We start from the raw sequence: 14,515 nt of genomic DNA, 5'->3' as shown, positions 1-14,515 counted from the left end.
TTCGCCGAACGGCGTCAGCCGGGCTACCCAAGCGTCTGGGGGAGCCTCTCGTCCATGTTCCTGTCCGCCACTCTGGCCGCGGCGCTGGCCGCCGCGGAGCCCGGTGAGATCGCGCCGGCGCCGGCCGCGCCTGCGCCGCCCGAAACTGCGGCCGATGCGCAGCGGGGCGTGATCTCCTATCCGGCGGACTATTTCGCCGAGGCCCGGCCGCAGACCGCCTACGACATGATCTCCCGCCTGCCCGGCTTCACCTTCGACAAGGGCGAGACGGTGCGCGGCTTCGCCGGCGGGGCCGGCAACGTGCTGATCAACGGCGACCGGCCGGCCGCCAAGACCGAGGCGCTGGAAGACACCCTCAAGCGCATCCCCGCCTCGTCCGTGCAGCGCATCGACGTGATCCGCGGCGGCGCGCCCGGCATCGACATGCAGGGCAAGCCGGTGGTCGCCAACATCGTCCAGCGCACCGACGCCAGCTCCCAGGGGCTCTTCCAGGCGCACGAGCACTACGCGCCCGACGGGCGTCACCTGAACGGGGCCCGGTTCGAGTACTCCCGCCGCTGGAACGGCCGCCGCTTCGAGGCGCTGGTCTCCGGCGGCAGCGGCTTCTCCGACAACGTCGGCGACGGCGCCCGCCTCAGGATCACCCCCGGCGGCGTGCCGTTGATCCAGGGCAGCATCTACGCCTGGGGTCACGGCTCGCGCTACAATCTCACCGGCGCGTACGAGACGCCTGCGCTCGGCGGACGGCTGCGGGTGAACGGCCGGGTGTTCGTCAATCCCGGCACGAGCCACGAGTACCAGGAGCTGACGACGCCGGCCGGCGGGTTCGAGAGCTTCGTCAACAAGTCCAAGAACTGGCAGCGCGAGATCGGCGCCCGCTGGTCGCGGCCGCTGGGCGAGCGGCTCAGCTTCGACGGCATCTTCATCCGCCAGGGCCAGCACTCCGAGACCGACCAGTTCCAGGACCTCCTCGTCCTGGACCAGGAATATCACCTGGAGAAGGACACCGAGGAGACCATCGGCCGGGGCGAGCTGACCTTCCAGGCCCACCCGCTGCTGAGCCTGAAGGGCGGCTTCGAGGCGGCGTTCAACTCGCTGGAGAGCGAGACCCGGCTGAGCCGTGGCCGCATCCCGGTGCCGCTCCCCGCCGCCAACGTCGTGGTCGAGGAGCAGCGGTCGGAGATCTTCGCCACCGCCTCCTGGCGGCCGATGCCGGCGCTCAGCGCCGAGGCGGGCATGCGCATCGAGGAGTCCACCGTCAGCTCGTCCGGCGACGTCGTGCTGGAGAAGACGCTCCGCTATCCGAAGCCGCGGCTGATCGTCGTCTGGTCGCCCAATCCGCAGAACCAGGTGCGGCTGCGGCTCGAGCGCTACGTCGGCCAGCTCCGATTCGAGGACTTCACCGCCGCCAGCCAGGTGGGCCAGCAGGTGGTGGCCGGCAATCCCGACCTGGAGCCGCAGCAGGAGGACATCTTCGAGGTCGCCTACGAGCGCCGGTTCTGGAGCAACGGCTCGGCGGCGCTGACCCTGCGCCACGTGGCGATCAGCGAGGTCGTCGACCGCGTCTCCATCCGCGGCTTCGAGGCGCCCGGCAACCTCGGCGACGGCACGCGCGACGAGGCGATCGTCAGCCTGACCCTGCCGCTGGACCGCTTGGGCCTGTCGAACGGCCTGCTGAAGGGCCAGGCCACCCGGCGCTGGAGCGAGGTGATCGACCCGCCCACCGGCCTGCCGCGGGAGATTTCGCTGGTCCGGCCGCTGGAGTGGGAGGCCCACTTCACCCAGGACTTCCCGGAGCGGCGGATCGGCTGGGGGATCGACGCCTACAGCGCCATCCGCGAGACGACCTACGGCCTCAACGAGACCAACACCTACAAGCTGAAGGCCTGGACGGTGGTGTTCGCCGAGTACAAGCCGCCCGGCTGGGTGATCCGCGGCGAGATCCAGAACCCCATCGGCCGCGGCGCGCGGCGCACCCGCACCGTCTGGGCCGGCCTGCGCGGCCAGAGCCCGATCCTGTACGTCGACGACCGCGACGTGCAGGTGAAGCCGTTCTTCTACGTGGTCGTGCGCAAGCTGTTCGGAAGCTGAGGCTTGAAAGACCTCTCCCCGCAAGGCGGGGAGAGGGTTGGGTGAGGGGGCCCGAGCGCAGCGAGGGCCTCCAGCGTCGGAGCAGCTCCGCCGCCGGACCTCCTTCACCCTACCCTCTCCCCCCGCAGGGCGGAGGGAGAGGTCTGAGGACTACTGATCCCGTGTCACCGCCGCCGGGCTCACCGCCTGGCGCTCGCCGTCGAGGACCGGGGCGATCGGCTCGGGCTGGGCGCCGCCGGTGGGCTCGTTCACACCGTGGGCCCAGTGCTTGATGAAGAAGGACAGGGCGATGAAGGCGACGCCGATGCCCATGCCCCACAGGCCGAGCATGTTGAACACCCGAAGCGAGGTCTCCAACGCGGCCGCCGGATCGACCACCTCGCCGCCGATCGTCTCGGTCCCGGCCAGGCCGGCGATGATGCCGCCCACGTACTGCGCCCAGGACGAGGACAGGAACCACACCGCCATCATGAAGCTGACGATCGAGGCGACGGAGAGCTTGGTGATCTCCGACAGGCCGACGGGGGACAGGAACAGCTCGCCCGTGGTGTGCAGCAGGTAGAGGACCACCAGCAGGATCAGCGGCACCCGGGCGTCCGCCCCCGCCAGACCCGCGCCCCAGACCACCACCATGAAGCCGAGGCCGAGCTGGATCAGGCCGAGCCCGAACTTCATCACCGGGTTGGGATCGCGTCCGCGCTGCGCCAGCCAGGCCCACATGGCCGCGAAGATCGGCGCGAAGATCAGGATGAAGCCGGCGTTGAACGACTGCACCTGGGCTGCGGGGATGCCCATCAGCTCGACGTTGCGGGCCGCGAACAGGTTGAGGGAGGTCCCGGCCTGCTCGAACAGCGTCCAGAACACCACCGACCCGGCGATCAGCACCAGCGCCAGCATCATCCGGTCGCGTTCGACGCGGTCGCACTTCACCACCAGGAACCAGACGATGAAGGCCAGGGTGAGCACGGTGGCGAGCGCCAGGCCGACGCCCACCAGCGCGTTCCGCTGCACCAGGAACCAGATCGCCGGCACCGCCGCCAGGCCCGCGAGATAGATCAGCCACTCGCGGTTGATCGGGCCGAACAGCGGCCGCCGCAGCCGCTCAGGGTCCGGCGGCTCGCCGTGGCCCTGCAGGTGCGGCTTGCCCCAGACGAAGACGATCAGGCCCGCCAGCATGCCGATCCCGGCCAGGCCGAAGCCGGCCCACCAGCCGAACTTGAGGCCCAGCCAGGCGCAGAGGATGGAAGCCCAGAAGGCCCCCAGGTTGATGCCGTAGTAGTAGAGGGTGAAGCCGGAATCCCGACGCGGGTCGCCCTGCGGGTAGAGCTGGCCCACGATGGTCGAGATGTTGGGCTTGAGGAAGCCGACGCCGATGATGATCAGCGACACCGCCAGGTAGAAGGCCATGGTCCCGATCGAGTCGGCGGTCTGGACCATCTCGAACGAGCCCGGCGGCAGCACGGCCGGCAGCGGCGCGGTCGCCGGCAGCCCTTCGATCGACAGCCCCGCCTCGGTCTGGCTGAACTCGTAGCGCTCGCCGCCGACAACCAGGAAGGCTTCGCGTTCCTCCATGCGGCCTTCGGCGGCGACCTGGTAGGTCTGGCCGGCGTAGACCAGAGCCTCCTGCGTCTGCCGGCCTTCGATGGCCATGGTCGAGTGGCCGGCGACGAGCAGGATCGCCCCGAAGAGGATCGCCTTGCGCGTGCCGAGATAGCGGTCGGCGAGGATCCCGCCGATCAGCGGCAGCAGGTAAACCAGAGAGGTGTAGGACCCGTACTGGAGGGTCGCCGTCTCGTCGTCGAACAACAGGTGCTGGGTCAGGTAGAAGATCAGGATGGCGCGCATCCCGTAGTAGGAGAACCGCTCCCACATCTCGGCGAAGAACAGGATCATCAGGCCGCGCGGGTGGTTGCGCAGCATCTGCAGCAACACCGGGATTCCGGTGACTAGGGTGATGAGAATCCCGATGAGGATGATGATCATGCGAGGCCTTTTCGGTCCCTGTTGCTCGGCGGACAGGGAAATTCTACCTGCGCCGCTTCAGTTTGCCGGGAGAGAACCACGCGAGGGGCGCAAGCACAAGCAAGCCGGCGCCCCTGCGGAGCTTGCCCGGCCCTGACGCGTTGATCCTTTCCCGAGAGGAGGACTGCGCCCATGACTAGCCCCATCCGAGTGGAACGCGCCGGCCGCCGCTGGCGGGCCCTCTTCGCCGGCCACCTGATCGCCGACAGCGACGACGCGGTGATCGTGCACGAGCAAGGCCTGAACCCGGTCGTCTACTTCCCGCGCGAGTCCGTCTCGATGGAGTACATGTCGCGCACCGACAAGACGAGCCGCTGCCCCTACAAGGGCGATGCGACCTACTACACCCTGCTGATGGACGGGAATCTCGCCGAGAACGGGGTCTGGAGCTACGAATCGCCCATCGACGAGGAGCTCGGGATGCTCGCGGGCCACGTCGCCTTCGATCCCAGGCTGGTGGACGTCTACGAGGCCGACGAGAAGGTCGCGCGCGCGGAGGGGGACGCCGGGCCCGAGGACCGCGCCCGCGTCGACGAGGTGGTCAAGCACACCGACACCGGCGCCGGCTACAGCCAGCGCGAACACTGGGCGCCGAATGTGAGGAACCCGGAGTCGTAGAGCCCCCTTCCTTTCCCATTCATGGGAAAGGGGTACCGTCCGCCGAAGCCGGCGAACGCCGGCTGTAGGGCGGGTGGTGGAAAGGGCAGACCACAGGCGCGGCGCTGCGGCTCGCTCCGATCTGCACTAATCCTGTCTCGGGAGCCGGCGGCTCGCCCCCTCCCCCACCCCCGCTTCGCAGGGGAGGAAAGATCATTTCAAAAGTTCGGCCGCCCTGCGGCGGACGTCGGCCGGCGCGGCCACGGCCAGGTTGCCGCCGGCGAAGAACGGCTCGGCCGTGATCTCCACCGCGGCCCAGGGCGGGAAGGCCAGGGCGAGGACGTCCTCGCGGGTCGCCGCCTCGGCCTCGCAGATCGCCAGGCCTTCCAGGCGGCCGAGGAAGAGATCCAGGCTGAAGGCGCGGCCGGCGTGATCCACGCTGCAGCGGCGCTTCACGACGTACGCGCCCGGCAAGATCGCGAACGCCGCGTGCTCGGCTTCCGACAGGTAGATGTTGACGATCGGCTCGGAGACCGCGTCGGCCGAGCCGTACTTCTTGCAGAGCTTGAACTCGCGCGCCCCGCTCGCCTCGTCGGTGATGGCCCGCAGCCGCATGCGCCCGCCGGAGAGGTAACGGTCCTCGATGAGCCGCCGGCGGGAGATGGCCAGCGCCTCCACCGCCTGCGGCCGCACCAGGAACCGGCGCTCGTTCTCCAGGACCGCGTACTTGGGAAGCTGCACGGCCCCTCTCCGCGGGCTAGTAGGCCAGGGCCTCGAAGACCTTGGTCACGTCCCCCTGCCAGGGCCCGTGGTAGGCCTCCAGCAGCCGCTCGGCCGGGGTGATGCCGCTGTCGGCGATCTCGTCCAGATCGGAGAGGTAGCCGGTCTCGTCCACCAGCCCGCCGGACAGGCGGTTCCGGTTCTTCAGCCCCTGGCGGGAGATGGCCAGCATGTCTTTGGCGATCTCCTGCACCGTGCGGCCGCCGACCTTGGCCTTCAGGCCGAGGCGCGCGACGTCGGCGCGGACCTGGTCGTGCTCTTCGGTCGTCCAGTCCTTGCAGAGGTCCCAGGCGGCGGCCAGCGAGGGCGGGTCGTAGAAGATGCCGGTCCACAGCGCCGGCAGGGCGCAGAGCCGGCTCCAGGGCCCGGCGTCGGCGCCGCGCATCTCCAGGTACTGCTTCAGCCGCACTTCCGGGAAGATGGTCGAGGTGTGGTCGGCCCAGTCCTTCAGGCTGGGCTTTTCGCCCGGCAGTTCCGCCAGCTCGCCCTTCATGAAGTCGCCGAACGCGCGGCCCGCCACGTCGATGTAGCGGTCGCGCTTGACGAAATACATCGGCACGCCGAGCGCGTAGCGGGCGTAGGTCTCGAAGCCGAACCCCGGCTGGAAGACGAAGTGCAGCATCCCCGTGCGGTCCGGGTCGGTGTCGGTCCACACGTTGGCGCGCGCCGAGAGGAAGCCGTTGGGCTTGCCCTCCGTGAACGGAGAATTGGCGAACAGGGCGGTGGCGATCGGCTGCAGGGCCAGGCTGGTGCGGAACTTGGCCACCATGTCCGCCTCGGACGCGTAGTCGAGGTTGGCCTGCACGGTACAGGTGCGGAACATCATGTCCAGGCCCATGCCGCCGACCTTCGGCATGTACTGCCGCATGATCTTGTAGCGGCCCTTGGGCATCACCGGCACGTCCTCGCGCCGCCACAGCGGCGTGAAGCCGAGGCCCAGGAAGCCGAGGCCGAGCTCGTCGGCGACGATCTTGATCTCCTGCAGGTGGGCGCCGGTCTCCTCGCAAATCTCGTGCATGGTGGCGAGCGGCGCGCCGGAGAGCTCGAACTGGCCGCCGGGCTCCAGGGAGACGTTGGCCTTGCCGCGCTCCAGGGCGATGACGTTCTCGCCCTCGTAGACGCCCTTCCAGCCGAAGCGCATCAGCCCTTCCAGCAGGGCGTTGATGCCGGCGGGGCCGTCGTAGGGCACGGGCCCCAGGTCCGCCCTGCGGAAGACGAACTTCTCGTGCTCGGCGCCCACCAGGTGTTCGGACGGCGGTTTGCACCCGGCCTCGAACCAGCGGACCAGGTCCTCGAACGTCAGGGGACGATCCTCGCACGCGGCGTCGGCCATCCACACCCTCCCCAATGCCAAGCTGGACGCTCTGGGCGGCCGGCGGCGTTCCTTACGCTGTCAGGCAGGTGGGCGCCAACCGGCGAAACCTCAAGTGCGCCAATCCCCAAGCGCCGCCTGCCAAAGCGTGAGCGCAGCGATGGCGGCGGTGTCGGCGCGCAGAATCCGCGGCCCCAGCGAGGCGGCTGTGGCGTAGGGCAGCGCCCGCAGGACCTCCCGTTCCACCGGCGAGAAGCCGCCTTCCGGCCCGATCAGCACGGCCCAGGGGCCGGCGGGCTTTCCCGCCAGCGCCTCGAGAGCGGACGGCGCGTCCCCGCCCTCGTCGCAGAACAGCAGCCGGCGGCCGCCGTCCCAGCCCTGGATCAGCTTCGGCAGCTTCACCGGCTCGAGCACTTCGGGGACGTCCAGCCGCCCGGTCTGCTCGGCGGCCTCCACCGCGATGGCCTGCAGCCGGGCGACCTTGGCGTGGTCGGCGTTGGTCCGCTCGGTGATGACCAGGCGCACCCGCGCCGCGCCGAGTTCGGCCGCCTTCTCGACGATGGTCTCCAGCCGGGCCCGCTTGACCAGCGCCACCACCAGCTCGAGGTCGGGCGCGCTCGCCTGCTCGCGCACCCTCTCCTTCACCTCCAGGACGACGCCCTTCTTGCGCACGTCCAGGACGATCCCCAGCCACTCCCCGTCCCGCCCATTGAACAGCAGCAGGGCGTCGCCCGGCTGGCGGCGCATCACCGAGGACAGGTAGTGGCTCTGCTCGTGCCCCAGGGCGATCTGGGCGCTGGCGGCGAGCGGCTCGGCGACGTGCAGGCGGATCATCTGCGCTGTTTAGCTCGCATTCTCCAATCTCGTCATCGCCGGGCTTGTCCCGGCGACCCAGCCCGTTCCCGCCGGCCCGCCTCATCAGGATGGGAGGCCGGCATGAAGCCGGCCATGACGAGCGCGGAGTCGCGGAGCGGTTGAATGGACGATCACAGCCGTGCTTGATCTCCCCCCATGAGCGACGCCGGCGCGACCGAGACCCTCACCGCCGGACAGGCCCGGCGCATCGCCCTGGCGGCCCAGGGGCTGGCGGGGCCGAGGCCAGAGGGGCCGATCGGGCCGCGGCAGCTGATGCGCACCATCGAGCGGCTGGGCGTGATCCAGATCGACAGCGTCAACGTCGTCTCGCGCACCCACTACCTGCCGCTGTTCGCCAGGCTCGGCGCCTATCCGCGGCCGCTGATCGACGAGCTGGCCTGGGGCAAGAGGCCCAGGCTGGTCGAATACTGGGCCCACGAGGCCTCGCTGATCCCGCCCACGACCCACCCGCTGCTGCGCTGGCGGATGGCCGACGCGGCCGAAGGCGTCGGCGTCTGGAAGGGGATCGCCCGCTTCCTGCGCGAGCATCCGCAGCTCGTCGACCGCACCCTGGAAGAGATCCGCACCCGCGGCCCCCTCGCCGCCTCCGACTTCGACTGGGGTCAGAAGAAGCGGGAGAAGTGGTGGGGCTGGAACGAGCCGAAGCGGGCGCTGGAGGGCCTGTTCTGGACCGGCCGCCTCACCACCGCCACGCGCCGCAACAGCTTCGAGCGCGTCTACGGCCTGCCGCAGAAGGTGCTGCCCCGCGCCGTCGTCGAGACGCCCACGCCGCCGCGCGACGAGGCCCAGCGCGGCCTCCTGCGCATCGCCGCCCGGGCGATGGGGATCGCCACCGAGCGCGACCTGCGCGACTACTTCCGCATGCCCGTGGCCGAGACCAAGGTCCGCATCGCCGAGCTGGTCGAGGCCGGCGAGCTGATCCCGGCGGCGGTGAAGGGCTGGCGTGAGCCCGCCTACCTGCACCCCGAAGCCCGCCGCCCGCGCAAGGCGACCGCGACCGCCCTGCTCTCCCCCTTCGACAACCTGATCTGGTTCCGCGAGCGCACCGAGCGCCTGTTCGGCCTGCGCTACCGCATCGAGATCTACACCCCGGCCGAGAAGCGCACCCACGGCTACTACGTCCTGCCCTTCCTGGAGGGCGAGGCCCTCACCGCCCGCGTCGACCTGAAGTCCGACCGCAAAGCCGGCGTGCTGATCGTCCAGCACGCCCACGCCGAGCCCGGGGCGACGGATGAGACGCCCCGCCGCCTCGCCGCCGAACTGCGCCTGATGAGCGGGTGGCTCGGCCTCGGCGACGTCCGGGTGGAGCCGCGCGGGGATCTCGCCGAACGGCTGGCGGCGGCGCTCTAACCTTCCCTCCCCTGAAGGGGAGGTAAGGTGATCACTCCGCCGCGCCCTGCGTCACCGCGTGCAGGCGCGCGTAGGCGCCGCCGCGGCCGACGAGTTCGGCATGACGGCCCTCCTCGACGATGCGGCCGTCGTCGAAGACGAGGATGCGGTCGGCCGAGCGGATGGTGGAGAGGCGGTGGGCGATGACGATGGTGGTGCGGCCCACCATCAGCTCCTCCATCGCCGCCTGAACCTGGCGCTCGGTCTCCACGTCCAGCGAGGAGGTGGCCTCGTCGAGCACCAGGATCGGCGCATCGGCGAGGAAGGCCCTGGCGATGGCCACCCGCTGCCGCTCGCCGCCGGAGAGCTTGACGCCCCGCTCGCCGACCAGGGTCTCGTAGCCCCTGGGCAGGCGGGCGATGAACTCGTGGGCGCGGGCCCGGCGCGCGGCGAGCTCGATCTCCGCCAGGGTCGCTTCCGGCCGGGCGTAGCCGATGTTCTCAGCGATCGTCCGGTGGAACAGCGCCGGGTCCTGCGGCACCACGGCGATGGCGCGGCGCAGGGAGCCCTGGTCCACGTGGGCGATGTCCTGAGCATCGATCAGGATCCGCCCGCCCTGCACGTCGTAGAGCCGCTGGATCAGCTTCACGAAGGTCGACTTGCCGGCGCCGGTCGGCCCGACCAGCGCCACCCGCTCGCCCGGGCGGATGCGCAGGGAGAAGTCCTGGTAGATCGGCTCGTCCGCCGACTTGTAGCGGAAGGTCACCTTGTCGAAGACGATCTCGCCGAGCTCGCCGGCGAACGGGCGGGCGCCCGCCACGTCGCGCACCTGCGGCGCCTGGCGGGCGAAGTTGGCCACGTCCTCCACGTCGTCGAGGCCCCGCTGCAGCATGCGGATGTTCTCGCCGACATTTCGCAGATAGCCGCTCATCAGCATGAAGGAGGTGATGGCGAAGGCCACGTCACCCGGGCTGGCGCGCCCCGCCTGCCACTGGCGCAGCAAGAGGCCCGTGAGCCCCGCCTGCAGGATGACCAGCAGGACGTTCTGGATCAGGCCCACGTCCATGAACCGCGTCCAGGTCTTCAGCGCCGCCGCCCGCCAGGCGTCCGAGACCTCGGCGATCCGCGCCTCCTCCCGCGCCTCGGCGCCGAAGGCGCGCACCGTCGGGTTGGAGCTGACCGCGTCGGCCAGCGCCCCGCCGATACGCGAGTCCAGCGCCACCGACTTCAGGTTCGCCGGCCGCGTGTAGTACTTGTTCATCAGCAGCGTCGTGGCGACGTAGGCGGTCACCGCGAGCAGCGAGAACAACCCCACCGCCGGCCAGCGCAGGATCATCATCACCGACAGGCCGAACAGCACCAGGAAGGCGGGGCCCAGCCACAGCACCACCGCGTCCGACACCTGGTCGTAGCCCCACATGGCGCGGGTCAGCTTGCGCACCGTCGCGCCGGCGAAGTTGTCGGCGTGCCAGTCGGCCGAGAAGGACTGGACCTTCTTAAAGGCCTCGTCGGTCAGCTCCTTCATGTTGCGCGAGGCGAGCGGGTTCCAGAACCGGAAGGCGATGTTCCGGATCACCGTGAAGGCCAGGTAGACCCCCACGAACAGAGCCCAGGCGGCCCACGCCGCGTCGGCGTTGGCCGGCCCGGCGGTGACCGCGTCCACCAGCATGCGGGCGGCGTGCGGCAGGGCCAGGTCGAAGCCGATCGCCACCAGCATCAGCCCGACCGCGGCGGCCAGCAGAACCGGCCGCCGCAACCACAGGCGCATGACGAAGCCCAGCACCTGGCTGTTGGAGAGGACCCGCTTCTTCGGGCCCTCGTCCTCGTCGATCAGGTCCTCGCTCACGCCGCGCCCTCCGTCACCGCATGCAGGCGCGCGTAGGCGCCGCCGGCTCCGACCAGCTCGCCGTGCCGGCCCTCCTCCACGACCCGCCCGCGGTCGAACACCAGGATCCGGTCGGCGGACCGGATGGTGGACAGCCGGTGGGCGATGACGATGGTGGTGCGCCCCACCATCAGCTCTTCCATGGCCGCCTGCACCTGGCGCTCGGTCTCGACGTCCAGCGAGCTGGTCGCCTCGTCCAAGACGAGGATCGGCGCGTCCGCGAGGAAGGCCCGGGCGATGGCCACCCGCTGCCGCTCGCCGCCCGACAGCTTCACGCCCCGCTCGCCGACCAGCGTCTGGTAGCCCTTGGGCAGGCCGGCGATGAAGTCGTGGGCTCTGGCCCGGCGGGCCGCCAGCTCGATCTCGTCGGCCGTGGCCTCCGGGCGGCCATAGGCGATGTTCTCGGCGATGGTCCGGTGGAACAGCGCCGGATCCTGCGGCACCACGGCGATGGCGCGGCGCAGGGTCCCCTGCCGCACGGCCGAGATGTCCTGGCCGTCGATCAGGATCCTGCCGCCCTGCACGTCGTAGAGCCGCTGGACCAGCTTGACGAAGGTCGACTTGCCCGAGCCCGTCGGCCCGACCAGCGCCACCCGCTCGCCCGGCGCGATGCGCAGGGAGAAGTCGCGGTAGAGCGCCGCCGGCTGGTTCTCGTAGCCGAAGGTCACCTTGTCGAAAACGATCTCGCCCATCTCGCCGCGGAAGACCGGCGCGCCCGGCTTGTCGGCCAGCTGCGGCGGGGTGCGCATGAACACCGCCACGTCCAACGAGTCGTCCAGGCCCTTCTGCAGCATGCGGGTGATCTCCGAGAAGTTCCGCATGTAGCCGGCCATCAGCATGAAGCTGGTGATGGCGAAGGCGACGTCGCCCGCCGTCGCCTGGCCTTTGGTCCAGGCGTTGAGCAGCATGCCGGTCAGCCCCGCCTGCAGCGCGATCAGCATCAGGTTCTGGCCGATGCCGGTCAGGTTGAAGCGGTTCCAGGTGCGGATGACCGAGCGTCGCCAGCGGGCGACCACCTCGGCGAACCGCTGCTCTTCCCGCGCCTCGGCGCCGAAGCTCTTGACCACCGGGTTGCCGCCGATGGCGTCGGCCAGGGCCGCGCCGATGGAGGAGTCCAGGCGGTTGGAGAGCTGGTTGGCCGGCTGGGTGAAGTACTTGGCCATCAGCACGTTGTAGACGGCGAAGAAGCCCACCAGCACGGCCACGAACAGACCGACCAGCGGCCAGCGCACGCCCATGGAGACGGCCAGGCCGCCGAGCACGATCAGCGTCGGCATCAGCATCAGCAGCAGGGCGTCTGAGGCCGAGTCGTAGCCCCACATCGCGCGGCTCACCTTGCGCACGGTCGCGCCGGCGAAGTTCGACGCGTGCCAGTCGGACGAATAGCTCTGCACCCGCGAGAAGCCCTGGGTGACGATCCGCTCCATGATCCGGGCGTAGAAGCCGTTGAGCAGGCGGAAGCCCGTCGAGCGCAGCAGGTAGTAGGCCGCGTAGAGGCCCGACAGCAGCCCCCAGGCCTTCCACGCCAGGTCCGCGTCCCGCGTCCGGGAGACGGCGTCCATCAGGTCCTTCACCGCCCAGGGGATGGCCAGGTCGCAGAAGGTGGCGGTCAGGAAGATCCCAGCCGCCATGGCGAAGCGGCGCGGCTCCGCCGTCCAGTGACGCCAGATGTAACCCAGCAGCTGGGTGTTCGAGAGGGTGCGGCGTCGGCCGCCGCCCGCCTCGTCCTCGTCGTCGTACTCGTCGAAAGTCGCGTCGGTCATGACCAGGCCGCCGTGCGTTGGGGGGAGGATGGGGAGGAAGATGGAAGGCGCGCGCCGACACTCCCGGACGCACCACCGGCGGGCGCCGGCGCGCGCACGCGCTCAGCCGCCGCGCAAAGCGGTCGCGAATGGCGGCTGGAGCCGCGGTCGGGAATGAAGGTGGACAAGAGAAGCTTCCATCGGTCGAGGGGCGTCGAGGGCGCGCCGACCGAGGAGCAACTCAGGGTGAGTTAATGGAACTCGGCGGCGGCGATCCGGCGAAGGGTTGGGCGTGCAGATCGATTCACTCTCGCGCCTCCTTCGTCCGTGGGTCCAAACCGAGTGAGCCGCCGAAGCTAGAGGGCGTCGCGGCGGCCGTCAAGGTGGGAGAGCGGGGGTATGCGTGTCGCCCACCCGACGCGGCGGCGGCCCTATCCCTCCGTCATCGCCCGGCGTGTCCCGGCGACCCGGCCCCTTGCGGCTGACGCGCTCATCAGCATGGGTGGCCGGCATGAAGCCGGCCATGACGAGAGACCAGGCTCGCACCTTGGCGCAGCGAAGGACATACTCTAGGGGAGTACAGTATGGCTCACCTGACCTCCAACCCTGAGCTGGTCGCCCGCGTCCGCCGCATCGCCGGCCAACTGGCGTCCGTGGAACGTGCGCTGGCCGAGGGGCCTGACTGCGCGGCCGTCCTCCAGCAGGTCGCCGCGGTCCGCGGGGCCGTGAGCGGGCTCATGGAGGAGATCCTCGAGACCCACCTGCGCGAGCACGTGGCCGCCCCGGGGCTGGATCCCGACGCCCGGGCGCGCGGGGCCGAAGAGGTCATCGCCGCCATCCGCCGCTACGCCAAGTAAGGCTTCGACATGCCCCACGACCACGACCATGCCGCGCTCGCGCACGAGCACGTCTTCCTCGGCGCCGATCACGACGAGAACACCCGCCGCACCCTGCTGGTCGTGGCCCTGACCGCGGCGATGATGGTCGCCGAGATCGTCGCCGGCACGATCTTCAACTCCATGGCCCTGCTGGCCGACGGCTTCCACATGGCGACCCACGCCGGCGCGCTCGCCGTGGCCGCGGCCGCCTACGCGTTCGCCAAGAAGCACGCACGCAGCCGCCGCTTCTCGTTCGGCACCGGCAAGGTGGGCGACCTGGCGGGCTTCGCCTCGGCGCTGGTGCTTGCGGTGGTCGCCGTCGGCATCGCCTGGGAGTCGGTCCAGCGGCTGATCTCGCCCGAGCCGGTCGCCTTCGGCCAGGCGACGCTGGTGGCCGTGGTCGGGCTGGCGGTGAACCTGGTCAGCGCCCTGCTGCTCGGCGGCGGGCATCACCACCACGGGCACGGGCACGGGCACGGCCACCACCACCACGGCCACGCTCACGATCATCACCATCATCACCACGCGCACGGACGCCACCGCGACAACAACCTGCGCGCGGCCTTCCTGCACGTCGTCGCCGACGCCCTGACCTCGGTGCTGGCCATCGCGGCGCTGCTGTCGGGCCGCTACTTCGGCTGGACCTGGCTGGACCCGGTCATGGGCATCGTCGGCGCGGCGGTGATCGCCAGTTGGTCGTGGAGCCTGATGCGCGACACCGGCCTGGTGCTGCTGGATGCGGCGGACCCGCACCTGGAGGCCGAAGTCCGCGACGAGGTGGAGTCCCACGGCGACGCCCGCATCACCGACCTCCACGTCTGGCGGCTGGGACCGGGCGCGCACGGCGCCATCGTCAGCTACATGGGCGATGCGCCCGCGGCCGCCGTCCGCGCCCGACTGCGGCGCGTGCACGAGCTGCGGCACGTCACGGTGGAGCGGTTCGCGCACCCTGGCTGAGCGCGTGGCGCAGCGCCGCAGCGCGGCCCGACGGCCGGGCGGCTAG

The 14,515-nt window shown here is 70.6% G+C and carries 11 protein-coding genes; 5 read left to right on the top strand and 6 right to left on the bottom strand.

Features of this window, described 5'->3' with window-relative positions:
* Positions 1-54 precede the first annotated feature (54 nt).
* On the top strand, positions 55-2,091 hold the full coding sequence (locus tag ACFSC0_RS11400) for a TonB-dependent receptor plug domain-containing protein (RefSeq protein WP_377282811.1): 2,037 nt from the start codon (positions 55-57) through the stop codon (positions 2,089-2,091).
* A 150-nt stretch (positions 2,092-2,241) separates the two neighbouring features.
* Here the strand turns inward: ACFSC0_RS11400 and ACFSC0_RS11395 are convergent, their stop codons facing one another.
* A complete protein-coding gene (locus ACFSC0_RS11395) occupies positions 2,242-4,074 on the bottom strand; it encodes a peptide MFS transporter (protein WP_377282812.1) in 1,833 nt (610 codons plus the stop codon).
* A 171-nt stretch (positions 4,075-4,245) separates the two neighbouring features.
* Here ACFSC0_RS11395 and ACFSC0_RS11390 point away from each other — a divergent pair, with 171 nt between their 5' ends.
* Complete coding sequence (locus ACFSC0_RS11390; protein WP_377282813.1) at positions 4,246-4,731, top strand: DUF427 domain-containing protein; 486 nt, start codon at positions 4,246-4,248, stop codon at positions 4,729-4,731.
* A gap of 192 nt (positions 4,732-4,923) precedes the next feature.
* Here ACFSC0_RS11390 and ACFSC0_RS11385 read toward each other — a convergent pair whose 3' ends face one another.
* The 3 genes from ACFSC0_RS11385 to ACFSC0_RS11375 all read right to left on the bottom strand — a co-directional run bounded on the left by ACFSC0_RS11385 (position 4,924) and on the right by ACFSC0_RS11375 (position 7,636).
* Positions 4,924-5,451 (bottom strand): CYTH domain-containing protein, encoded by a 528-nt coding sequence (locus ACFSC0_RS11385; RefSeq protein WP_377282814.1) that lies wholly within the window; start codon positions 5,449-5,451, stop codon positions 4,924-4,926.
* A 16-nt stretch (positions 5,452-5,467) separates the two neighbouring features.
* Positions 5,468-6,823 carry a glutamate--cysteine ligase gene (locus ACFSC0_RS11380; protein ID WP_377282815.1) on the bottom strand — a complete coding sequence of 452 codons (1,356 nt, stop codon included), beginning with the start codon at positions 6,821-6,823 and terminating at the stop codon, positions 5,468-5,470.
* 90 nt (positions 6,824-6,913) lie between these two features.
* Positions 6,914-7,636, bottom strand: coding sequence for a 16S rRNA (uracil(1498)-N(3))-methyltransferase (locus tag ACFSC0_RS11375; protein ID WP_377282816.1), 723 nt, complete (start codon positions 7,634-7,636; stop codon positions 6,914-6,916).
* Between the two features lie 177 nt (positions 7,637-7,813).
* Here ACFSC0_RS11375 and ACFSC0_RS11370 point away from each other — a divergent pair, with 177 nt between their 5' ends.
* Entirely contained in the window at positions 7,814-9,028 is a 1,215-nt protein-coding gene (locus ACFSC0_RS11370; protein WP_377282817.1) for a winged helix-turn-helix domain-containing protein, read from the top strand.
* Positions 9,029-9,059: 31 nt separating this feature from the next.
* Here ACFSC0_RS11370 and ACFSC0_RS11365 read toward each other — a convergent pair whose 3' ends face one another.
* Together ACFSC0_RS11365 and ACFSC0_RS11360 are read right to left on the bottom strand one after the other, a co-directional pair.
* Entirely contained in the window at positions 9,060-10,853 is a 1,794-nt protein-coding gene (locus ACFSC0_RS11365) for an ABC transporter ATP-binding protein (RefSeq protein WP_377282818.1), read from the bottom strand.
* On the bottom strand, positions 10,850-12,655 hold the full coding sequence (locus tag ACFSC0_RS11360; protein WP_377282819.1) for an ABC transporter ATP-binding protein: 1,806 nt from the start codon (positions 12,653-12,655) through the stop codon (positions 10,850-10,852). The genes ACFSC0_RS11365 and ACFSC0_RS11360 overlap by 4 nt, the downstream gene beginning before the upstream one ends.
* 563 nt (positions 12,656-13,218) lie before the next feature.
* On the opposite strand from ACFSC0_RS11360, the gene ACFSC0_RS11355 reads away from it, so the two are divergent.
* Together ACFSC0_RS11355 and dmeF are read left to right on the top strand one after the other, a co-directional pair.
* Positions 13,219-13,491, top strand: coding sequence for a metal/formaldehyde-sensitive transcriptional repressor (locus ACFSC0_RS11355; protein ID WP_377282820.1), 273 nt, complete (start codon positions 13,219-13,221; stop codon positions 13,489-13,491).
* A gap of 9 nt (positions 13,492-13,500) precedes the next feature.
* Entirely contained in the window at positions 13,501-14,469 is a 969-nt protein-coding gene (gene dmeF / locus ACFSC0_RS11350; RefSeq protein WP_377282821.1) for a CDF family Co(II)/Ni(II) efflux transporter DmeF, read from the top strand.
* Positions 14,470-14,515 lie beyond the last annotated feature (46 nt).

The organism is Phenylobacterium terrae, from assembly GCF_042681205.1.
Lineage (GTDB): Bacteria > Pseudomonadota > Alphaproteobacteria > Caulobacterales > Caulobacteraceae > Phenylobacterium > Phenylobacterium terrae.
This window is presented reverse-complemented; position numbering and strand designations above follow the sequence as displayed.